This is a genomic window from Pseudomonas lopnurensis (assembly GCF_015070855.1).
GTDB lineage: Bacteria > Pseudomonadota > Gammaproteobacteria > Pseudomonadales > Pseudomonadaceae > Stutzerimonas > Stutzerimonas lopnurensis.
Genome location: NZ_JADDIX010000098.1, coordinates 152,847 through 172,354, shown reverse-complemented (window position 1 = coordinate 172,354; position 19,508 = coordinate 152,847). Strand labels below are relative to the sequence as shown.

The following is a 19,508-nucleotide window of genomic DNA, read 5'->3' as shown; positions in this document are numbered from 1 at the left end:
CTTGCCATTAGAGCCCGAATCCAGAGCCTATATCGAAAAACACGGTATTCCTTATGGATTCTGGTAGCGCATGAACCCAAAGGAAGGCCACCCGACATCCGGCCACCTGACGGGAATGGAGTCCGAGTCGCCTGGAAGATCGTTGATGCTTGCTTTGGCTTTGAATTCTTAGAACGGACTGCCAGGCGACTCCAAACGCCCCTTTCAGGAGGGTGAGCGCAATCGTTGCGCAGAGGGGCGAGCCGCAGGGATGCGGCGAGAGGACTCGGCGTCCCCTCGTAAAGGGCCAGGGATGGCCCTTGTACGACGAGCGACGATGGAGCGAAACGGAGCGGAGCGGAGTAACAGCCGCAGGCTGGCCCGAAGGGCGAGCGAAGCGAGTAACGAACCCCGGCGCAGCCGGGGCCGGATGCAGGGGCAAGCCCTTTTGGTTCCTTTTGGCGGGGCCGGCCATCCGGGCGACTGCCAAAAAGGACTCGCCCAGCAGGGCGAAACCGAGCTTTCAAGCAACTCGACAAGTGATCATGAAAGCAAAACTTTTCATCCTCGCATGTCCAAAAACTTTCCAGTCACCCGCGCATCCACGGCGGCGCTGGCGGCTCATCCTTCGATGCCTCATCGGCGTTGCGCAACGCCTCGCGGCGTTCCTGCTCGGCCAGCGTCGCCTTGATCTCACGCATCACCGCATCGATATCGGCGGCATCCTCCGGCTCGGCGAACTCGCCGGTGAGCTCGGTCTCCGGCGTCAGCTTGCCCTGCTCGTACAGCGCCCACATTTCCTTGGCATAGCGAGTGAACTTGAGCTCCGGCGCGAAGCGGCCGAAATAGGCGGCCATGTTGCCGACGTCGCGCTCGAGCATCTCGAAGGCATGGTTGTTGCCGGCGGCATCCACCGCCTGTGGCAGGTCGATGATCACCGGGCCGTGCTCGTCGAGCAGCACGTTGAATTCCGACAGATCGCCATGCACCAGCCCCGTGCAGAGCATCTTGACCACTTCGTGGATCATGAAGGCATGAAATTCGCGGGCATCGTCCGGATGCAGCTCGACGTCGTTGAGCCGCGGCGCCGCATCGCCATCCTCGCCGGCGACCATCTCCATCAGCAGTACGCCATCGAGAAAGTCGTAGGGCTTGGGCACCCGTACCCCGGCGTCGGCCAGGCGGAACAGTGCGGCAACCTCGGCGTTCTGCCAGTTCTCTTCCTTTTCCTTGCGCCCGTGCTTGGAGCCCTTGGCCATGGCGCGGGCATCGCGGCTGCTGCGTACCTTGCGGCCTTCCTGGTATTTCACTGCCTGGCGGAAGCTGCGCTTGTTGGCTTCCTTGTAGACCTTGGCGCAACGCAGCTCGTCGCCACAGCGCACCACGTATACCGCTGCTTCCTTGCCGCTCATCAGCGGCCGCAGCACCTCATCGATCAAGCCATCCTCGATCAGCGGTTCGAGTCGTTTAGGCGTTTTCATCAGCGGCTTGCAGGTCCTTCTCGTCAGTGCGGTATTGCAGGTTACGGTAATCTCCAGCCGGCTTCCATGCTCCCCATCGAGTTTGAAAGCGCGCTTTGGGTTGGCGCACGACCAGCCCAGGGCCGACAATCGAACCATCGGATCATGGAGCACCGTCATGCTCGACCAAGACCGCTGCTGGCAAGCCCTGTGCGAACGCGACGCCGCCTTCGACGACCGCTTCGTCTTCGCCGTGCGCTCGACCGGCATCTTCTGCCGCCCCAGTTGCCCGGCCCGCCGGCCACTGCGCGAACGGGTGGACTTCTACGACAGCGCCGCCGCGGCCGAAGCCGCCGGCTTTCGCCCGTGCCGACGCTGCTCGCCACAGGGCCAGAGCCCCGGTCAGCAACTGGATGCGCTGGTGGTCGCCGCCTGTCGCCTGCTCGACGAAGCCGACGCGCCCCTGCCATTGCAGCAGTTGGCCGCGCGCATCGGCCTGTCGCCGGCCTATCTGTCACGCGCCTTCAAGGCCCGCACCGGGCTGACGCCTCGCGCCTGGGCCGCGGCCCGGCGTCGCGAACGGCTGGAAGCGAACCTGCCGGACTCCGCCTCGGTGCTGGGCGCCGCCCTCGCCGCCGGCTATTCCGGCACCCGCGCGCCCTACGAGGAGAGCGCCGCCCTGACCCCGGCCCAGCGCCGCCGCAAGGGCGCCGGGGAAACCCTGCGCTATGCGCTGGCGCCCTGCCCGCTCGGCCTGCTGCTGGTTGCCGCCAGCAGCAGGGGCGTCTGCGCGCTACTGTTCGGCGACGACGAAGCCGCATTGGAGGCGGAACTGCGCGCACGCTTCGCCGCCGCCCGGCTGCAGCGCGACCAGGCAGGGCTGGGCGACTGGCTGCAGGCGATCGTCAGCCAGCTGGAGGAGCCCCATCGCGCCGCGCAGTTGCCGCTGGACCTGCGCGGCAGCGCCTTCCAGCAACGCGTCTGGCAGGCGCTGCAGCAGATCCCGGCCGGTGAGACCCGCCGCTATGGCGAACTCGCCGAAACGCTTGGCAGTCATGCCCGTGCCGTGGCGCGCGCCTGCGCCAGCAACCCGGTCGGGCTGCTGGTGCCCTGCCATCGCGTGGTCGGCAGCCAGCAGGCACTGACCGGCTATCGCTGGGGGCTGGAACGCAAGGCGGCACTGCTCGCGCACGAGGCGCAGCGCAAGCCGGGAGACTGAGCGGATTTTGGCGGTCGGATGGAGTAAGCCCCAGCCAGAATGCCGAGACCGCCATGACCGAACTGAAGCGTTACCGCATCCACTACCGCATCAACGGCGAGCCCGCCTCACTGGTCATGAGTTCCTTCGAGCAGCCGGGTCTCGAACAGGCCGAGCTGGAAATCCTCCTGCAGCACGTGCGCGAGCCGCGCGCGGCGATCGATGCGCCGTGGGAAAGCCCGATCCGCCCGAGCGAGGAGAGCCGCATGGCCGAACTGGGCGTCAGCGACATTCAGATCGAAGAGGAAATCCGCTGACCACGCGGTAGCATTGCGCTGATCGCCGCTGACCTACGGGATTGCATCGTGCAGCTTATCGACACCCACACTCATCTCGACTTCGAGCATTTCGATGCCGACCGCGAACAGGTCCTGGCGCGTTGCAGTGCCGCCGGCGTCGAACGCATCGTCGTGCTCGGCGTGCATGAAGGCAACTGGCAGCGGGTCTGGCAATTGGCCTCTACGCAACCGGCGGTGCATGCCGCGCTGGGCCTGCATCCGGTGTTCCTCGACCGGCACCGCGACGCGCACCTGCACGAGCTGCGCAACTGGCTGCAGCGCCTGCATGGCGAGCGCAAGCTCTGCGCCCTCGGCGAGATCGGCCTGGACTATTACATCGACACCCCCGACACCGAGCGCCAGCAGCAACTGCTCGAGGCGCAGCTGGACATGGCTGCGGAATTCGCCCTGCCGGTGCTGCTGCACGTGCGCCGCGCCCACGCGCCGATGATCGCCACGCTCAAGCGGCACCGGCTCGCGCATAGCGGCATCGTCCATGCCTTCAGCGGCAGCTGGGAGGAGGCACGCGAATACCTGCGCCTGGGCTTCAAGCTCGGCCTCGGCGGCGCCGGCACCTGGCCGCAGGCGCGGCGCATGCAGCGTGTGCTCAGGCAACTGCCGCTGGAGTCCATCGTCCTGGAAACCGATGCCCCGGACATACCGCCGGTCGGCCACGGCGGCGAGCGCAACAGTCCGGAATTGCTGCCGGAAATCTGCCGGACCCTGGCCGAGCTCAAGGGCATCGGCGCCGACGAGCTGGCCGCTGCCAGTTATCGCAACAGTTGCGAGCTGTTCGGCTGGGACTGAGCCAGGCCCCTTAGACGCGGAACGCCGCGATCAGCATCTGCAACCGCCCCACCAGCTGGGTCAGCTCGCGGCTGGCCTGTTCGGTATGCCCGGCGCCTTCGGCGGTGCGCTGGCCGGCCTCGTTGATGGCGACGATGTTGCGGTCGATATCGTGCGCCACCGCGGTCTGCTGCTCGGCGGCGGCGGCGATCTGCTGGTTCTGGTCGACGATCAGGCCCACCGCGCCGAGGATGTTCTCCAGTGCCTGCTCCACCTGCGCCGATTGCCCGACGGTGTCCTCGGCCAGCGCATGGCTGGCGTGCATGGTCTTGACCGCCGCGCCGACGCCGCTCTGCAGGCGCGCGATCATCTGCTCGATCTCCGCGGTCGACTTCTGCGTACGCTGGGCCAGCCCGCGCACCTCGTCGGCGACCACGGCGAAACCGCGCCCCTGTTCACCGGCCCGCGCCGCCTCGATGGCGGCGTTGAGCGCGAGCAGGTTGGTCTGTTCGGCGATGCCCTTGATCACGTCCAGCACCTGGCTGATCGCCTTGCTGTCGCCGGCCAGCTGATTGATCACGTCGACCGACTGCTCGATCTCCTCGGCCAGCCGCTGGATGCCGCCAACCTGCGCCACCACCAGGCTGCGGCCACTGACGGTTTCCTCGTTGACGCTCTGCGCGCTGCCCACCGCGGCCTCGGCGCTGGTGGCGACGGCCTGGGCGGTGGCCGACATCTCGTTCATCGCCGTGGCCACCTGTTCGATCTGGCTGCGCTGCTCGGATACCGTCTGGTTGCTCGCGCCGGAGACGCTTTCGACCCGGCCGGCCTGGCGCTCGACCTCGGCGACGGTCTGGCCGACCCGCTCGATCAGCTCGCGGATCTGCGCCACGGTGGTGTTGAACACCTGGCCCAGCTCGCCCAGCTCGTCGCGGCTCTGCACCGCGTAGCGCGCGGTCATGTCGCCGGCGGCGACCTGGTCCATGACCACGCCCAGGCGCTTCAGCGAGCCACGCGTGGAGGCGTAGAAGCCGGCGTAGAGGTAGGCCACCAGCCCCAGCACCACGGCCAGTGCCGCCAGCAGCAAGGTCATCAGCAGGCGTTTCTGCTCCAGCCGCTCGCCAAGCCGCACCTCGAGGACGTCGAGAACGGCGTCGTTCAGCTGGTAGGTCTTCGCCATCTCGGCGCTGACGCGATCGTAGAACGCATCCCAGGGACGGTCGAAGGTGTCGGCGATGATCACCTCGTCCTGAAAGATGTCCGCGCTGGCCTGCAGCGATTCGCGGCTGGCGCTGGCATGCGCGTCCAGCTGGCTGCGCAGCGAGGCGCTGCCGCCGATGGCGTCCTGCAGCTGTGCCGCATACTGCGCCTGCTGCTTCTCCAGCTCCAGCACCAGGTTGTCCAGCGTGTTGCTGGCATCGGAATTGAGGTAGCCCTGGCCGAAGGTGTACGAGCCCACCGCACGCCCCTGCCCCAGCAGGACGCTGATGGCCGGGGTCACCGAGGTCAGCAGTTCGCTAAGCAGGCGCACCTCGCGGTCGGCGTCCTGGCTGAGACCCGATTGCCCGGCGACCAGCTTGATCATCACCTGGGACTGGCCCAGCAGCACCTGCGCCATGGCCGTCTTCGACTGCAGCGACTGCTCGGCCTGGGCGGCGCTCAGCGCGGCGACGAGTTCGTCGCGCCGGCTGTTGAATTCGGCGACCTGCTCCGCGGCATCGCTCACCGGCGCGAGCGCCTGCAGCTGCGTCGAGAGCTCGCCTTCCACCTTGCCCAGCCGGGCGATCAGCGTCTCGACGTTGCCGGTCTGGCCGATGATCGACTCGATCTGCACCAGGTCCTTCCAGTCTTCCATGCTGCGCCGCAGTTGCAGCGCCGCGCCGAGCAGCTCGAGGCTGCGCAGCTCCGTGCGGGTGCCGACGAACTCCCGGTACGAATCGCGCACCAGGTAGAAGTTGCTCAGCAGCATGGGAACGAAGAAGAGGACGCTGACCAGGCTGAACTTCATGCCGAAGCTCAGGCGGTTCATGAACGCGACAGCGGGATATAACAGGCTATTCACACGACGTCTCCCGAATATTATTGGAATGTGCTTACGGACCGGCGCAGGCCGTAGCAGGGTTCGTCAGAGAGGTGGCATCGAGCCGAGTTATACGGGATATCGGTTCGGTGTTTTGTAACTTAAGGTAATGGCCAGGTGATACCAGCCCGACGGGCGCTCAGGTCCGCACGGCGAAGCGTCTGGCATGCGGGCTGCACGGCCGCAGCCCGCAATGACCATGCAGCGAGCGTATGTCTCGACATTCAGGCGGGTCGGGCACATCGCCGCGAGTGCGCTCACAGGGCCCGGTGTGCACGAGTCTTTCCTAGGGAGCGGCCGAAAGCGACTTGCCTGACTCAGATCTCTTGCCGTTTCGCGCCGAGTACTCCGGCTCGTACCTGCAGCGCTCTGACTCCTTATGTAGGAGCAGGCCATGCCTGCGAACAGGGCCGACAATGTCGGTACGGCTGCTTTTTCGCGGGCATGGCCCGCTCCCACGACGGTCGGGAACCGGAACGGCAACAGGCCCTAGGCCAGGATCGTCCAGATGGCGATAACCGCGTACCAGAGCATGCGGGTGCGCACCAGCAGCGCGGCCAGGCCATCGAGCCGGGCGATGCCGGCTTCGCCATCGATCGCAGCCGGCAGGTCGGCCGCCAGCGGCCCTGCATCGGCGAGCAGCCGCGGGGCCGGAACGTCCCAGCTCAGCAACTGGTGCAGCAGCGCACGATTGACCGCGACGAAGTTGCCAACCAGGGCGAAGCTGGCCAGCAGCAGCCGTACCGGTAGCCAGTCGAAGGCATGCCGCAACTGCTCGGCCCGCTCGCGCAGGCCGGCCAGCTGCGCGTGCTCCATGCACAGCGCCAGCAGCCGATAGGCCAGCGCCGCCATCGGCCCGAGCAGCAGGTACCAGAAGACCACCGCGAAGAAGCCTTCATAGCTTCGCCACAGCAAGTGCGCCTGCGCCGCCTGCAGCAGGCTCGGCGGATCCTCCGCCCGCAGGCCGGCGTCGCGCTCGGCGGCCAGCGCCGCGGCTTCCTCGTCGCCGCGCCGCCAGGCATCGCGGAAGGCGCCGAGCTCCGTCTTGGCGTGGCCGCGTCCGAGGCTGTAGAGCAACACCAGCAGGTGCAGCGGCAGGCTCAGCCAGCCGTAGGCCAGTGGCTCCAGTGCCAGCAGCAGGAGCCCGAGCAGCAGCACCGGCAGCAGGACCAGCGCCAGCAACGCCAGCCAGGGAGCTCCGTTCAGGCGTGGACTGGCTTCGGCCTGGCGCAGCCGCGCGAGCCAGAAGCCGTCACGTTGCAGGCGCGGTCGCCAGTCGGAGAACTTCTCCACCAACAGCACCAGCAGAACCACCAGAAAACTCATCTTCGCTTCCTTCCGTCAGCAGGTAATGGTCGCCGCGCGCAGGCGCAGCCAGTCGAATGCCGGACCGGGATCGGTCTTGCGCCCCGGGGCGATATCGCTGTGGCCGCAGACCCGCTCGGGCGTGATGGCCGGATAGGCCCGCTGCAGCAGCCGGCAAAGCTCGATCAGCGAACGATACTGCGGCTCGGCGAAGGGCTCGCAGTCGGTGCCTTCCAGTTCGATGCCGAGGGAGAAATCGTTGCAGCCCTCGCGCCCCTCGAAACAGGACACGCCGGCATGCCAGGCGCGGTCCAGACAGGAAACGAATTGGGTGATCGCGCCATCACGCTCGATGAGGAAGTGCGCCGACACCTGCAGCTCGGCGATCTCCTCGAAGAACGGATGTTCGCCGCGCGACAGGCCGTTCTGAAAGAACTGCTGGACCTTGCCGGTGCCGAACTGGCCAGGCGGCAGGCTGATGTTGTGGATGACCAGCAGCGAAACCTCGCCATCCGGGCGCTGATTGAAGTTCGGTGACGGACAGTGGCGGATGCCGTGGCACCAGCCTGTCGCGGAATCCAGGTGCATCGTGCGGGCCCTTGCTGACGGCAGTTCCGCAGGCTATCGCCTGCCGACCGCCAGCTGCAAGCGCACGAATGTATCGAGACACGAGCGCTCGACGCATCGACCGACCGCCAGGGTTCGGACGACGCCCGGCCAGCATCACTCGTTATCGGCTAGCCGCAGGCTGGCCGCCTTCTTTTCGTCGCGCCGCGAGGCCAGCCGATCGGCCAGCCGGGTCGGCTCCGGCAAGCGATAGCGCGTCACGTACTGCATCACCAATCGCGGCGCCGTGGCCAGGCTGACGCGATTGCCCGGCGAGACGATCAGCGGCCGCACCTTGTCCTTGCTGCGCAGCACGCTGCCGATCACCTCGCCGGTGCGCTTGTCGCGCAGGTCCACCCGGGAGCCGCGAGCCAGGTCCAGTTCGTCGTGCTCGCCGGTGAGAATCTTCTTCGCCACGCCGATGGTCGGCAGCCCGGTCACCACGCCGAGGTGCGCGGCGATCCCCAGGCGCCGCGGATGGGCGATGCCGTGGCCGTCGGAAAAGATCAGGTCGGGGACTTCCGGCAGCGCCTCGAGGGCCTGCAATACCGCCGGCAGTTCGCGAAACGACAGCAGCCCCGGGATATAGGGCATGCTGGTGGGAATCCGCGCCAGGCTCTGGGCGACCACCTCCAGCGTCGCCGCATCCAGCAGCACCACGGCGGCGCGGGTGATGGCGCCGTCCTCTTCGAAGCCGACATCCACGCCGGCGATCAGGCGCAAGGACGCAAAGTCGTCCTCCAGCCGCGCCTGCGCCGCCAGGGCTTGCTGCATCTGCCGCGCCGCGGCGGGCGTGCCGTCCCAGTCGCCGAACGGCGCGGCGGGATAGGGAGGTTGCGCATCGCTCATGGTTTTCTCCTGTCTGTCAGCCGTTCGACGCCCCGTCGCCAGGGCGGTTCAGCACAGCACGAAAGGGCGGGACTGGACAGCCGCGCAAAAAAATAGGACGCTCCAGCCGCCTGGCGGCAGTTTTACCGCATCCACAATAATCAGAATCGCATGCGCATGGCCAATCTCGAATCACTCAAGCACATCGGCATCCTCGCCACCGAAGGCGTCTTCGCCTCGACGCTCATGCAGGCCAAGGACTTCTTCCACATGGCCAGCCTGCGCCACGGCAAACAGCTCGGCCTGGACCTGACGCCCGCCTTCGAGACCCGCCTGGTCAGCCCGGACGGCAAGCCGGTGACCACCTTCAGCGGCACCGTCATCGACGTGGATGGCGCATTGAGCAGCGCCGACCTGATCATTCTGCCGGCGTTCTGGGGCGATTTCGATGCGCTGTGCCGGCGCTACCCGCAGGTCGTCCCCTGGCTGCGCGAACGGCACGCCGCCGGCAGCGCGATCTGCGGCGAGGCCACCGGGGTGTTCTGGATGGCCCAGGCGGGCCTGCTGGATGACCGCGAAGCGACCACCCACTGGCGCTTCTGCGGCGAATTCGCGCAGCGCTTCCCGCGGGTGCAGTTCAGCGCCGACAAGCACCTCACCGACAGCGACAACCTCTACTGCGCCGGCGGCACAACCTCGGCCTGCGACCTCTACATGTATCTGGTGGAGCGCTTCTGCGGCGCGAACGTGGCCCAGGGCATGGCCCGCGACGTACTGTTCGAGCTGCAGCGCAGCTACAGTCCGGGCCGGCTCGGCTTCGGTGGGCAGAAGTTGCATCTGGATACGCGGATCCTGCAGATCCAGGAGTGGCTGGAGGCCCACTTCGCGGAGAAATTCCGCTTCGAGGACGTGGCGCGCCAGCACGGCATGAGCATCCGCAACTTCATGCGCCGCTTCCAGGCCGCCACCGGCGACAAGCCGCTGCACTACCTGCAGCGTCTGCGCATCGAAACGGCCAAGAGCCTGCTGGCCACCACCGGCAAGAGCATCAAGACGATCAGCTACGAAGTGGGCTACGACGACGCCAGCTTCTTCGCCCGCCTGTTCCGCCAGCACACCGAGCTGTCACCGAATCGGTATCGGCAGCAGTATCGGCATAAGGGCAGCTGAAAGCTACAAGCTACAAGCTACAAGCTACAAGCTACAAGCGTGGAACGCCCCGCAGGTTTTTCCGGCTTCTACTTGCAGCTTGCGGCTTATAGCTGCCTTCAGGGCTTATGCGGCCGCGCCAGGTATTCGTGGGACTGCATCTCGAGCAGGCGGCTCAGGGTGCGCTGGAATTCGAATTCCAGGCGGCCGCCGGCGTAGAGGTCCTTGAGTTCCACCTCGGCGGAGAGGATCAGCTTGACGTTGCGATCGTAGAACTCGTCGACCATGTTGATGAAGCGGCGGGCCATGTCGTCCTTGGCCACGTTCATCTGCTCGATGTTGGAAACCAGCACGGCATCGAAGATCTTGCCCAGCTCGATGTAGTCGTTCTGGCTGCGCGGCCCGTCGCAGAGGGCGCGGAATTCGAACCAGGCGACATCGTTGGCGACCTTGCGCGCCATGATCTCGCGGTTCTCGATCAACAGCGCCTCGTTCTCCAGCACCGTGCAGTTTTCCGTCAGCAGGCTGCGGAAACTCCTCTCCAGGCTCTGTTCGGCCTCGGCATCCAGCGGGAAATGGTAGAGCTCGGCCTGCTCCAGCGCGCGCAGGCGATAGTCGATGCCGCTGTCGACGTTGACGATCTCGGTATGCTTCTTCAGCAGCTCGATCGCCGGCAGGAACCGGGCACGCTGCAGGCCATCCTTGTACAGGCCGTCCGGCACGATGTTGGAGGTCGCGACCAGGCTCACGCCGTTCTTGAACAGCTCGTCTAGCAGGGTGGCGAGGATCATCGCGTCGGTGATGTCGGAGACGAAGAATTCGTCGAAGCAGATCACCCGGGCCTCGTCGGCGAAGCGCTTGCCGATGATGGTCAGCGGGTTCTTCTCGCCCTTGAGGGTCTTCATTTCCTCGTGCACGCGCTTCATGAAACGGTGGAAGTGCGTGCGCATCTTCTGCTTGAACGGCAGCGCGTCGAAGAAGGTGTCGACCAGATAGGTCTTGCCGCGGCCCACTCCACCCCAGAAGTAGATGCCCTTGATCGGCGCCTGCTGCTTCTTGCCGAACAGCTTGCCGAGCAGGCCGCTCTTGCTGCGGTCGTCGGCCACCAGGTCGTCGTACAGACGCTGCAGGTGGCGCACCGCGTTTTCCTGGGCGGCATCGTGGAAGAAGTCAGGACGTTTCAGGTCGGCCTGATAGCGCTCAAGAGGAGTCATGGCGGAGTCTGGGTAGTGAAACGGGGCCGACACTTTAGCCGCGCCCTCGGTGGTTGGCAATTTACTCAGGTCGTTCAAGCGTCGGTCCTCCCGGGACTGCCGTGCAAGGGCGCAATGCGCCAGGGCCGCGCCACGCGCAGCCCGGCGGGCGCCGTCGTTACTCGACGAGCGTGGCCAGCGCCTCGCGCACGCGCAGCATGGCGGCATCGAGGGCGTCGGCGTTCTCGTAGTGCGGGCTGTCGGCGATGCATTCGTCGTCCAGCCACAGGGTGAACTGATCGCCCTCGTCCTCGCGCAGTTCCAGGGCATCCGGGCCGCCGGCGATCAGGCGCTGGGTCAGGGCGCCGATCGCCTTCGGATTGCTCAGCGGCCGCGACAGCAGCAGTTCCTCGCCGTCGGGCGCGAAGAAGCGGAAGCGGAAAGCGCCGTCGGCCTCGCGGAAGCTGGCGAAGCGCGCCACCTTGCTGGCCTTCTTCTTTGCCGGCGCGCTGCCTTTCACTTCGCTGCGGAAATTGCGCAGGCCCACCGCCTCGCGCAGTTCGCCGAGGAACGGCGTGGCGATCCGCCGGGCCTTGGCCGCGCCGGCCTGGAGGATGTCCTCCAGCTCGGCGGGCCTGGCGATCAGGGTGTGGTACAGCTCGCGCGCCTCGCCCAGCTCGTTGTCGAGCAGTTGGAACAGGCGCTGCTTGGCATCGCCCCAGGCCAGCCCGTCGAGCAGTTCGCGGCGGAACGCGTCCTGCTGCGCCGGGGTGGCGAAGGCCTGATAGAGGGTGAACAGGTGCGAGCTGTCCGGGTCCTTGGGCTCGCCCGGCAGCCGGGAGTCGGTGACGATGCGCGCGATGGCGCCCTTCAGCTCCTTGGCGCTACCGAACAGCGGGATGGTGTTGTCGTAGCTCTTGGACATCTTGCGCCCGTCCAGCCCCGGCAGCGTGGCCACGCCGTCCTCGATCACCGCCTCGGGCAGGGTGAAGAACTCCTTGCCGTTGCCGAACAGGTGGTTGAAGCGTTGCGCGATGTCCCGCGCCATCTCCACGTGCTGGATCTGGTCGCGCCCCACCGGCACCTTGTGCGCGTTGAACATCAGGATGTCCGCCGCCATCAGCACCGGGTAGCTGTACAGGCCCATGGTGACGCCGGCATCCGGGTCCTCGCCGTTCTCGACGTTCTTGTCCACCGACGCCTTGTAGGCGTGGGCGCGGTTGAGCAGGCCCTTGGCGGTGACGCAGGTCAGCAGCCAGGTCAGCTCGGGGATCTCGGGAATGTCGGACTGGCGGTAGAAGGTCACCCGCTCGGCATCCAGCCCGCAGGCCAGCCAGGTCGCGGCGATTTCCAGGCGCGAGCGCTGGATGCGCAGCGGGTCGTCACACTTGATCAGCGCATGGTAGTCGGCGAGGAAGTAGAAGGAGTCCGCCGCCGCGTCGCGGCTGGCCAGGACCGCCGGACGAATCGCCCCGGCGTAGTTGCCCAGGTGCGGCGTGCCGGTGGTGGTGATGCCGGTAAGAATTCGGGTGTTCATGTGCAGTACGTCTCGCTCATTGCAGCCGGAGCCGGAACAGTTCCTAGAGCCGCGGAGCGACCAGCTCCTTCAGCTCGACCAGCTTGCCGTGAAAAAAGTGGCCGCATTCTGCCACTTTCAACAGCTCATGGGGGCGCTGCAGGCCGGCGGAAAAGGCATAAACCGATTCGGCATCGATCACTTCGTCCTGCTCCGGCTGGATGATGGTCAGCTCGCAACGCTCCGCCAGCGGCTGTTCGACGAGCCGGGAAACCGCCGGCGCGACCATGAACAGCCGCTGCAGCGCTACGCCCTCGGCCTCCAGGCGGGCGGCCAGGCTGCCGGCGACGAAGCCACCGAAGGAGAAGCCCAGCAGGGTCAGCGGCAGCCCGGGGTGCTGCGCCATCAGCCAGCGCAGCGCCGCCTCGGCATCGTCCACTTCGCCGTCGACCATGTCGTGCTCACCGGCGCTGCCGCCGACGCCGCGATAGTTGAAGCGCAGCGTGCTGTAGCCGGCATCGCGCGCCGTACGCTGCAGGGTCGAAACGACCTTGTTCAACATGGTGCCACCCTTGACCGGGTTCGGGTGGCAGATCAGCGCCAGCCCCTTGGCCTGCGGCTGCTCGAAGTACAGACCTTCCAGCACCCCGCAGGGGCCGTCGAGAGAAAGAGGGATTTCACGTTTCAACAAAGCAGGAACTCCGTGACCTTGGGACGAGTCGACTCGTCTTGCTAACTAGCTGCCGGTGACCGCCGCCTCGCGCCGCGGTATACAGAGCAGGTACGAGACGTTAACGTAAGCACAGCCGTTTATATAGAGGAAGGACTCGTGGAACAGACCCTCGCGACCTGGTTGCTCCCGATCGTCGGCCTGATCGCCGGCATCGCCATCGGTTATCTGGTGGCTCGCAGCAGCGCACCGAACCGCACACAGCGCCAGGTCGACGACCTGCAAGAGCGCTTCGACACCTATCAGAGTGAAGTGGTCACCCACTTCAACACCACCGCCAGCCTGCTGCGCAAGCTCACCAGCAACTACCAGGACATCCAGGATCACCTGTCCGACGGGGCCAGCCGCCTGGCGCTCGACGAGCAGACCCGCCAACGCCTGCTCGCCTCGCTGCACAACGAGGAGAACCATGGTTCCCGCGAGCGCCTGTCCTCGCCAACCTTCACCGAGCCGCCGAAGGACTATGCGCCGAAAAGCGACGACACCCCCGGCACCCTGCACGAGAACTTCGGCCTGAAGAGCCGCCACTGACCGCCCCGCCCTACGCCGCACGCCTCCCGTAGGAGCGAGCCATGCTCGCGAACCCCGGCCACGCCAGCGCATTGCGGGCATGGCCTCGGCGTCCCCGCACGCTCCTGTAGGGAGCGAGCCATGCTCGCGAACCCGGCCACACCAAAGCATCGCGGGCATGGACTCGGCGTCCCCGCACGCCCCTGTAGGAGCGAGCCATGCTCGCGAACCCGGCCACGCCAAAGCATCGCGGGCATGGACTCGGCGTCCCCGCACGCCCCTGTAGAAGCGAGCCATGCTCGCGAACCCGGCCACGCCAGCGCATCGCGGGCATGGCCCGCTCCTACTGGCGCAGACGCATCGACAGATCCACCGCACGCACATGCTTGGTCAGCGCGCCGATGGAGATGTAGTCCACCCCGGTTTCCGCGACACTGCGCAGCGTCTCGTCACTGATCCCGCCCGACGCCTCCAGCTTGGCCTTGCCGGCGGCGATGCCGACGGCCGCACGCATGTCGCCCAGGCTCAGCTCGTCCAGCATGACGATATCGGCTCCCGCCTGCAGCGCCTGCTCGAGTTCGTCGAGGCTTTCCACTTCCACTTCCACCGGCTTGCCCGGTGCGATGCGATGCGCGGCCGAGATGGCAGCGGCGATGCCGCCACAGGCCGCGATATGGTTTTCCTTGATCAGGAAGGCGTCGTACAGGCCAATGCGGTGGTTGTGGCAACCGCCACAGGTCACGGCGTATTTCTGCGCCAATCGCAGCCCGGGGATGGTCTTGCGCGTGTCGAGCAACTGCACCCCCGTACCTTCCACCATGTCGGCATAGTGGCGGCAGCGGGTGGCGACGCCGGACAGCGCCTGCAGGAAGTTCAGCGCGCTGCGCTCGCCGGTGAGCAGCGCGCGCGCTGGGCCCTCGAGATGGAACAGCACGCGGCCCGCCTCGACCCGGTCGCCATCGGCGACCTGCCAGTGCACGGCCACCCGCGGGTCGATCTGGCGGAACACCGCATCGACCCAGGCCACGCCACTGATCACCGCCGCCTCGCGGGTGATGACCGAAGCATGCCCCAGGCGCTCGGCGGGGATCAGTTGGGCGGTGATGTCGCCGCTGCCGATGTCCTCGGCCAGGGCCCGGCGGACGTTGGCGTCGATTTCGGCAGTCAGATCAGCAAGGGTCAGATTCGGCATGACGGGCTCCTCAAGGTTGCCGGGATTATAAGGGCTGCGCCGAACGGGCGCAGCGACAAGCCGGCTCGCGCCCGCGAAGCGCCCTGCCATCGGTTCTTTACCGCTCGGCGGAAAAGCCGCGAGTATCTGTGAGCCAAGTCATGTCCAATGAAAAACTGGGGTTGGCAAGCGATCATGATGCTTATAATCAACCCAAGAAAATTGACGCCACACAAATGACGATGACCCGGCGGCGGGCACGTTGTAAAACCGAAGCGCTCGACTATGCTGCGCATGGACTTCGGTTCGACAAGAGAATCCCGCACTGGATCGCGGGCTCGCCCGATGCCTTCCGCCTTGCTCTGCCACCGTGGTTACCTTTATAAGAACGCTGACCGAACAAAGCGTTGTGACCGCCCCTAAGCCGGCGACCGCAGGAGAGTCTCGATGCGAACCGATGCGAAAGTGGTGCACCTGAACAAGGCCGCCCCCGAGCGCAAGCCTTCTTCACCGGCGGGAAGACTGCCCGTGGCGCTCATCAGCGTGCGCGACAAGGCTGCCCAGCAGCTGCGCCAGGCCCTGCAGTCGCTTTTCGACAACGCCGATGACTCGCTCTTCGAGATCGCCGACCGCGCCACCAGCAACGCCGAGCAGAACGCCTTCTTCGAGGCCATGCGCGATTTGCGCATGAAGCGGCGCAACATCGAGCGCGGCTTCCTGCACCAGCTGTTCGAGTCCTTCGCCACCCTCAATCAGTACGAGATCGGCAAGCCGCCGGCGCTCGACAGCGTATCCGCCGACAACCTGTCCCTGGTGCAGAACGACGAACTGGAAGAGTCCGTCGCCATCGACACCATGGTCGCCAAGGTCATGAGCCGCGCCGCACAGCCGCTGGGGCACCTGACCACCCGCATGAACGCACTGATCAGCAAGAAGCTCGACGACAAGAGCAACCCGCTCGGCCCGCACGCACTCTGCGATTGCTTCATCGAGGCCTGCAGCAGCCTCGGCGTAGGGATCAAGGTCAAGCTGATCATCTTCAAGCTTTTCGAAAAATACGTGCTGGCCGATCTCGACCAGCTGTATGCCGAGGCCAACCAGACCCTGGTCGCCGCCGGCATCCTGCCGGAACTCCAATCCGCGCCGCCGCGCCGCCAGCAGCGCCCCGGCATGCCGGCCGGCAGCCATGCGTCGGCCGCGCCGCTCGGCCAGGCTGCCCATGCCGACGAGGGCCTGCAGGAAGCCGCGTTCAGCGCCCTGCACAATCTGCTGTCGGAACTGCGAGGCAGTAGCGCCCTGCCCGCCCGCAGCATTCCCAACGACGCCATTCCGATTTCCAGCCACGATCTGCTGCGCCTGCTTTCGCACATGCAGACCCGCGCCCCGCAGACCGTCGACGATTTCGACCTGCAGGAGCAGCTCGGCAGCCTGCTGAACCGCGTCAGCGCCAAGAGCGGCAGGTCGCGGGTGGTCGGCGAGATCGATGACGACGTCATCAACCTCGTTTCCATGCTGTTCGAGTTCATCCTCGACGACCGCTCCCTGCCGGACTCGCTCAAGGCCCTGATCGGCCGCCTGCAGATCCCGCTGCTCAAGGTCGCGGTGCTGGACAAGACCTTCTTCAGCCGCGGCAGCCACCCGGCCCGCCGCCTGCTCAACGAGATCGCGACCGCCGCCATGGGCTGGGGCGATCAGGACGAAACCCAGCGCGACAGCCTCTATCAGAAGATCGAGCAGATCGTGGCTCGCCTGCTCAACGACTTCGTCGACGACCCGACCATCTTCTCCGAACTCCTGGCCGACTTTCTCGCCTTCGTCGGCGACGAGCGCCGCCGCAGCGAACTGCTCGAACAGCGCACCCGCGACGCCGAGGAAGGCCGCGCCAAGGCCGAGATCGCCCGCCAGGAAGTGGAACACGCACTGAACCAGCGCCTGCTCGGCAAGACCCTGCCGGAGGTCGTGGTACGCCTGCTGCAGGAGGCCTGGAGCAAGGTTCTGCTGCTGACCTGCCTGAAGCACGGCACCCACTCCCCGGAATGGCAAGCCGCTCTGGACACCATGGACGACCTGGTCTGGAGCGTGACCCCGCACGAGGACGAGGCATCGCGGGCGCGCCTGCTGGAACTGGTGCCGAGCCTGCTCAAGGCCCTGCGCGAAGGGCTGGTCAGCGCCGCCTTCGATCCTTTCTCCACGGGCGACTTCTTCACCCAGCTCGAAGCACTTCACGTCCAGACCCTGCAACGTTTCCAGCAGGCGGAAAGCACGCCGGAAAAAGTGCAACCCGCGGCCAATCCGGAAGCCCGTCCCGAGGCCCCGGCAGCGGCCGAAGCGGCGCCGGCCATGGTCGAAGTCGTCGAACAGATCGTGCTGTTGGCGCCCGGCGAAAGCCGCAACCCGGAGCCGGAAATCAGCCTGCCGGACAACGACGAAGCCCTGGTCCAGGTCGACAACCTGCGCGTCGGCAGCTGGGTCGAATTCCAGGAAGACGAGGAGCACAAGCTGCGCTGCAAGCTCGCCGCGGTGATCAAGCCCACCGGCAAGTACATCTTCGTCAACCGTACCGGCATGAAAGTCCTGGAAAAGACCCGCATGGGCCTGGCGACCGAATTCCAGCGCGGCGCCATTCGCCTGCTCAACGACACGCTGCTGTTCGACCGCGCCCTGGAATCGGTCATCGGCAACCTGCGCAAGCTGAAGAACACCTGACGAACCTTCGCCGGAACCGCCCATGGTCCGCGCTTGGCTTTTGGTCCTGCGCCGTTAGAATGCCTGCATTCCCCTCGAGGTGCTTATGCCCAGCCGCCTGAACCCCGAAGACCAGCAGCGCGTCGACGAATACCTGCGCGCCCCCCAGCATCAGGTCGAGCGCCGGCCGTTCCGGCCCTGGCTCCTGCTGCTGCTCGTGCTGGTTGTGGTAATCGGCCTTGGCCTGCTGAGCCGCCTCCTGAGCCGTCTGGCGTCATGAGCCTCGCTCGCCCGACCGCGCCGCCGATTTCCTTGCAGCCTATGAGTCATCCCCATGTCACATCGAATCGTAATCGTCGGCGGCGGCGCCGGCGGACTGGAGCTTGCCACCCGCCTGGGTAGATCCCTGGGCAAGCGCGGCAAGGCCCGCGTCACCCTGGTGGACGCCAATCTCACGCACATCTGGAAGCCCCTGCTGCACGAAGTCGCCGCTGGTTCGCTGAACTCCTCCGCCGATGAGCTCAACTACGTGGCCCAGGCAAAATGGAACCATTTCGAGTTCCAGATGGGGCGCATGGCGGGCCTGGATCGCGCCAACCAATGCATCCGGCTGGAAGCCACCCGGGACGAGTTCGGCATAGAACTAGTTCCTGCCCGCTCGCTGCATTACGACACCCTGGTGATCGCGGTCGGCAGCACCACCAACGACTTCGGCACGGCGGGCGCTGCCGAGCATTGCATCTTCCTCGACACCCGCGAGCAGGCGGAACGCTTCCACCGGCAATTGCTGAGCCACTACATGCGCGCCCACGCAGGCGAGACCGGCTCCAGCGATATCAGCATGGCGATCGTCGGAGCCGGCGCTACCGGCGTCGAGCTCGCTGCCGAACTGCTTCACGCCGCCAAGGAGCTGGCCGCCTATGGCCTGGATGGCATCAAGCCGGAGAACGTGCGGATCACCCTGATCGAGGCCGGGCCGAAGGTGCTGCCGGCGCTGCCCGAGCGTATCAGCCAGCCCGTCCACCAGACGCTGCTCGACCTGGGGGTGAAGGTGCTCACCGGAGCCGCGGTCAGCGATGTCAGCGCCGAAGGGCTGCATACCCAACAGGGCCAGTTCATTCCGGCCAGTCTCAAGGTCTGGGCAGCGGGAATCAAGGCACCGGCCTTCCTGCACGAGCTCGATGGCCTGGAGACCAACCGGATCAACCAGTTGGTGGTGCATCCCACCCTGCAGAGCACTCGCGACGATGCCATCTTCGCCTTCGGCGACTGCGCCGCCTGTCCGCAGCCGGACAGCGAACGCAACGTGCCGCCCCGCGCACAGGCCGCGCACCAGCAAGCCTCGCTGCTGGCCAAGTCGATTCGCCTGCGGCTGGAGGGCAAGCCGCTACCGAGTTACCGCTACAAGGACTATGGCTCGCTGATTTCGCTGTCGAGCTTCTCGGCGGTGGGCAACCTGATGGGCAACCTCACCGGCAACGTCATGCTCGAAGGCTGGCTGGCGCGAATGTTCTATATCTCACTGTACCGCATGCATCAGATCGCCCTTTACGGCGTCCCTCGCACGCTGCTGATGATGCTGGGCGACAAGCTCAGTCGCAGTACCGAACCGCGGTTGAAGCTGCACTGAGGGGCCCCGTGCACAGTCAGGTCGGAGCCCATAGCCTGAGGCGCACAGGCTGGGCCGGGGCGCGTAGCGTAGGTTGGGTCGGGGCGCGCAGCCTGAGGAGCGCAGCGACGAAGCCCAACACGTTCATCGCCCCTGTTGGGCTTCGCTACGCTCAGCGCCAACCTACCTGTGAACGTCCGGGCCAGAATCCGAACCCGACACGTCCAGCAAGCCCTGCAACACAAAACGAGGACATAAAAAAAAGCCGGATGCCCTTTCGGATCATCCAGCTTTTTCTGCTTCCCGCGGAAGCCTCGTATGGTGGGTCGTGTAGGATTCGAACCTACGACCAATTGGTTAAAAGC

Annotated in this window: 18 protein-coding genes and 1 pseudogene; 9 read left to right on the top strand and 10 right to left on the bottom strand. The window is 66.1% G+C overall.

Features of this window, described 5'->3' with window-relative positions:
• Window positions 1-569: 569 nt before the first annotated feature.
• Window positions 570-1,460 carry a PA4780 family RIO1-like protein kinase gene (locus tag IN820_RS20885; RefSeq protein WP_193682803.1) on the bottom strand — a complete coding sequence of 297 codons (891 nt, stop codon included), beginning with the start codon at window positions 1,458-1,460 and terminating at the stop codon, window positions 570-572.
• Window positions 1,461-1,617: 157 nt separating this feature from the next.
• Here IN820_RS20885 and ada point away from each other — a divergent pair, with 157 nt between their 5' ends.
• From ada to IN820_RS20870, 3 genes are read left to right on the top strand one after another with little or no spacing between them, the layout of a single operon-like run.
• On the top strand, window positions 1,618-2,658 hold the full coding sequence (gene ada, locus IN820_RS20880) for a bifunctional DNA-binding transcriptional regulator/O6-methylguanine-DNA methyltransferase Ada (RefSeq protein ID WP_193682802.1): 1,041 nt from the start codon (window positions 1,618-1,620) through the stop codon (window positions 2,656-2,658).
• A gap of 53 nt (window positions 2,659-2,711) precedes the next feature.
• The gene (locus tag IN820_RS20875) at window positions 2,712-2,954 is read left to right on the top strand and encodes a hypothetical protein (protein ID WP_193682801.1); all 243 of its coding nucleotides are present in this window, start codon (window positions 2,712-2,714) and stop codon (window positions 2,952-2,954) included.
• A 48-nt stretch (window positions 2,955-3,002) separates the two neighbouring features.
• Entirely contained in the window at window positions 3,003-3,782 is a 780-nt protein-coding gene (locus IN820_RS20870) for a TatD family hydrolase (protein ID WP_193682800.1), read from the top strand.
• A gap of 10 nt (window positions 3,783-3,792) precedes the next feature.
• Here the strand turns inward: IN820_RS20870 and IN820_RS23085 are convergent, their stop codons facing one another.
• The 5 genes and pseudogenes from IN820_RS23085 to nfi all read right to left on the bottom strand — a co-directional run bounded on the left by IN820_RS23085 (window position 3,793) and on the right by nfi (window position 8,601).
• On the bottom strand, window positions 3,793-4,497 hold the full coding sequence (locus IN820_RS23085) for a methyl-accepting chemotaxis protein (RefSeq protein WP_408005255.1): 705 nt from the start codon (window positions 4,495-4,497) through the stop codon (window positions 3,793-3,795).
• Between the two features lie 150 nt (window positions 4,498-4,647).
• Window positions 4,648-4,854: pseudogene (locus IN820_RS23080) on the bottom strand (HAMP domain-containing protein); the annotation flags it as partial.
• Window positions 4,855-6,330: 1,476 nt separating this feature from the next.
• The gene (gene ampE, locus IN820_RS20860) at window positions 6,331-7,167 is read right to left on the bottom strand and encodes a regulatory signaling modulator protein AmpE (protein WP_193682798.1); all 837 of its coding nucleotides are present in this window, start codon (window positions 7,165-7,167) and stop codon (window positions 6,331-6,333) included.
• Window positions 7,168-7,182: 15 nt separating this feature from the next.
• Complete coding sequence (gene ampD, locus IN820_RS20855; protein ID WP_193682797.1) at window positions 7,183-7,734, bottom strand: 1,6-anhydro-N-acetylmuramyl-L-alanine amidase AmpD; 552 nt, start codon at window positions 7,732-7,734, stop codon at window positions 7,183-7,185.
• Between the two features lie 135 nt (window positions 7,735-7,869).
• Window positions 7,870-8,601, bottom strand: coding sequence for a deoxyribonuclease V (nfi, locus tag IN820_RS20850; protein WP_193682796.1), 732 nt, complete (start codon window positions 8,599-8,601; stop codon window positions 7,870-7,872).
• Between the two features lie 249 nt (window positions 8,602-8,850).
• Between nfi and IN820_RS20845 the strand changes: the two genes are divergently transcribed.
• On the top strand, window positions 8,851-9,750 hold the full coding sequence (locus IN820_RS20845; protein ID WP_193682815.1) for a GlxA family transcriptional regulator: 900 nt from the start codon (window positions 8,851-8,853) through the stop codon (window positions 9,748-9,750).
• A gap of 98 nt (window positions 9,751-9,848) precedes the next feature.
• On the opposite strand, the gene zapE is transcribed toward IN820_RS20845, so the two are convergent.
• From zapE to IN820_RS20830, 3 genes are all read right to left on the bottom strand, one after another.
• Window positions 9,849-10,943: a cell division protein ZapE gene (gene zapE / locus IN820_RS20840; RefSeq protein WP_193682795.1), complete on the bottom strand. Its 1,095-nt coding sequence runs from the start codon at window positions 10,941-10,943 to the stop codon at window positions 9,849-9,851.
• A 157-nt stretch (window positions 10,944-11,100) separates the two neighbouring features.
• Window positions 11,101-12,459 carry a tryptophan--tRNA ligase gene (locus IN820_RS20835; protein ID WP_193682794.1) on the bottom strand — a complete coding sequence of 453 codons (1,359 nt, stop codon included), beginning with the start codon at window positions 12,457-12,459 and terminating at the stop codon, window positions 11,101-11,103.
• A 43-nt stretch (window positions 12,460-12,502) separates the two neighbouring features.
• Window positions 12,503-13,129 (bottom strand): alpha/beta hydrolase, encoded by a 627-nt coding sequence (locus IN820_RS20830; protein ID WP_193682793.1) that lies wholly within the window; start codon window positions 13,127-13,129, stop codon window positions 12,503-12,505.
• 138 nt (window positions 13,130-13,267) lie between these two features.
• Between IN820_RS20830 and IN820_RS20825 the strand changes: the two genes are divergently transcribed.
• Complete coding sequence (locus IN820_RS20825; RefSeq protein ID WP_193682792.1) at window positions 13,268-13,699, top strand: YhcB family protein; 432 nt, start codon at window positions 13,268-13,270, stop codon at window positions 13,697-13,699.
• 322 nt (window positions 13,700-14,021) lie between these two features.
• On the opposite strand, the gene nadC is transcribed toward IN820_RS20825, so the two are convergent.
• Window positions 14,022-14,870 (bottom strand): carboxylating nicotinate-nucleotide diphosphorylase, encoded by an 849-nt coding sequence (nadC, locus tag IN820_RS20820; protein ID WP_193682791.1) that lies wholly within the window; start codon window positions 14,868-14,870, stop codon window positions 14,022-14,024.
• 140 nt (window positions 14,871-15,010) lie between these two features.
• Here nadC and IN820_RS20815 point away from each other — a divergent pair, with 140 nt between their 5' ends.
• The 4 genes from IN820_RS20815 (at window position 15,011) to IN820_RS20800 (ending at window position 19,164) form a co-directional block, all read left to right on the top strand.
• Window positions 15,011-15,235, top strand: coding sequence for a hypothetical protein (locus IN820_RS20815; RefSeq protein WP_193682790.1), 225 nt, complete (start codon window positions 15,011-15,013; stop codon window positions 15,233-15,235).
• Between the two features lie 61 nt (window positions 15,236-15,296).
• Window positions 15,297-17,555, top strand: coding sequence for a DUF1631 domain-containing protein (locus IN820_RS20810; RefSeq protein WP_193682789.1), 2,259 nt, complete (start codon window positions 15,297-15,299; stop codon window positions 17,553-17,555).
• A gap of 85 nt (window positions 17,556-17,640) precedes the next feature.
• Window positions 17,641-17,814: a DUF3094 family protein gene (locus tag IN820_RS20805; protein ID WP_193682788.1), complete on the top strand. Its 174-nt coding sequence runs from the start codon at window positions 17,641-17,643 to the stop codon at window positions 17,812-17,814.
• Between the two features lie 54 nt (window positions 17,815-17,868).
• Complete coding sequence (locus IN820_RS20800; protein ID WP_193682787.1) at window positions 17,869-19,164, top strand: NAD(P)/FAD-dependent oxidoreductase; 1,296 nt, start codon at window positions 17,869-17,871, stop codon at window positions 19,162-19,164.
• Window positions 19,165-19,508: the final 344 nt, after the last annotated feature.

Coding starts and splice junctions, on each gene's coding strand:
- IN820_RS20885 (WP_193682803.1), bottom strand. CDS start 1,460: ATGAAAACGCCTAAACGACTCGAACCGCTGATCGAGGATGGCTTGATC.
- ada (WP_193682802.1), top strand. CDS start 1,618: ATGCTCGACCAAGACCGCTGCTGGCAAGCCCTGTGCGAACGCGACGCC.
- IN820_RS20875 (WP_193682801.1), top strand. CDS start 2,712: ATGACCGAACTGAAGCGTTACCGCATCCACTACCGCATCAACGGCGAG.
- IN820_RS23085 (WP_408005255.1), bottom strand. CDS start 4,497: ATGTCGGCCACCGCCCAGGCCGTCGCCACCAGCGCCGAGGCCGCGGTG.
- ampE (WP_193682798.1), bottom strand. CDS start 7,167: ATGAGTTTTCTGGTGGTTCTGCTGGTGCTGTTGGTGGAGAAGTTCTCC.
- ampD (WP_193682797.1), bottom strand. CDS start 7,734: ATGCACCTGGATTCCGCGACAGGCTGGTGCCACGGCATCCGCCACTGT.
- nfi (WP_193682796.1), bottom strand. CDS start 8,601: ATGAGCGATGCGCAACCTCCCTATCCCGCCGCGCCGTTCGGCGACTGG.
- IN820_RS20845 (WP_193682815.1), top strand. CDS start 8,851: ATGGCCAGCCTGCGCCACGGCAAACAGCTCGGCCTGGACCTGACGCCC.
- zapE (WP_193682795.1), bottom strand. CDS start 10,943: ATGACTCCTCTTGAGCGCTATCAGGCCGACCTGAAACGTCCTGACTTC.
- IN820_RS20835 (WP_193682794.1), bottom strand. CDS start 12,459: ATGAACACCCGAATTCTTACCGGCATCACCACCACCGGCACGCCGCAC.
- nadC (WP_193682791.1), bottom strand. CDS start 14,870: ATGCCGAATCTGACCCTTGCTGATCTGACTGCCGAAATCGACGCCAAC.
- IN820_RS20815 (WP_193682790.1), top strand. CDS start 15,011: ATGTCCAATGAAAAACTGGGGTTGGCAAGCGATCATGATGCTTATAAT.
- IN820_RS20810 (WP_193682789.1), top strand. CDS start 15,297: ATGCGAACCGATGCGAAAGTGGTGCACCTGAACAAGGCCGCCCCCGAG.
- IN820_RS20805 (WP_193682788.1), top strand. CDS start 17,641: ATGCCCAGCCGCCTGAACCCCGAAGACCAGCAGCGCGTCGACGAATAC.
- IN820_RS20800 (WP_193682787.1), top strand. CDS start 17,869: ATGTCACATCGAATCGTAATCGTCGGCGGCGGCGCCGGCGGACTGGAG.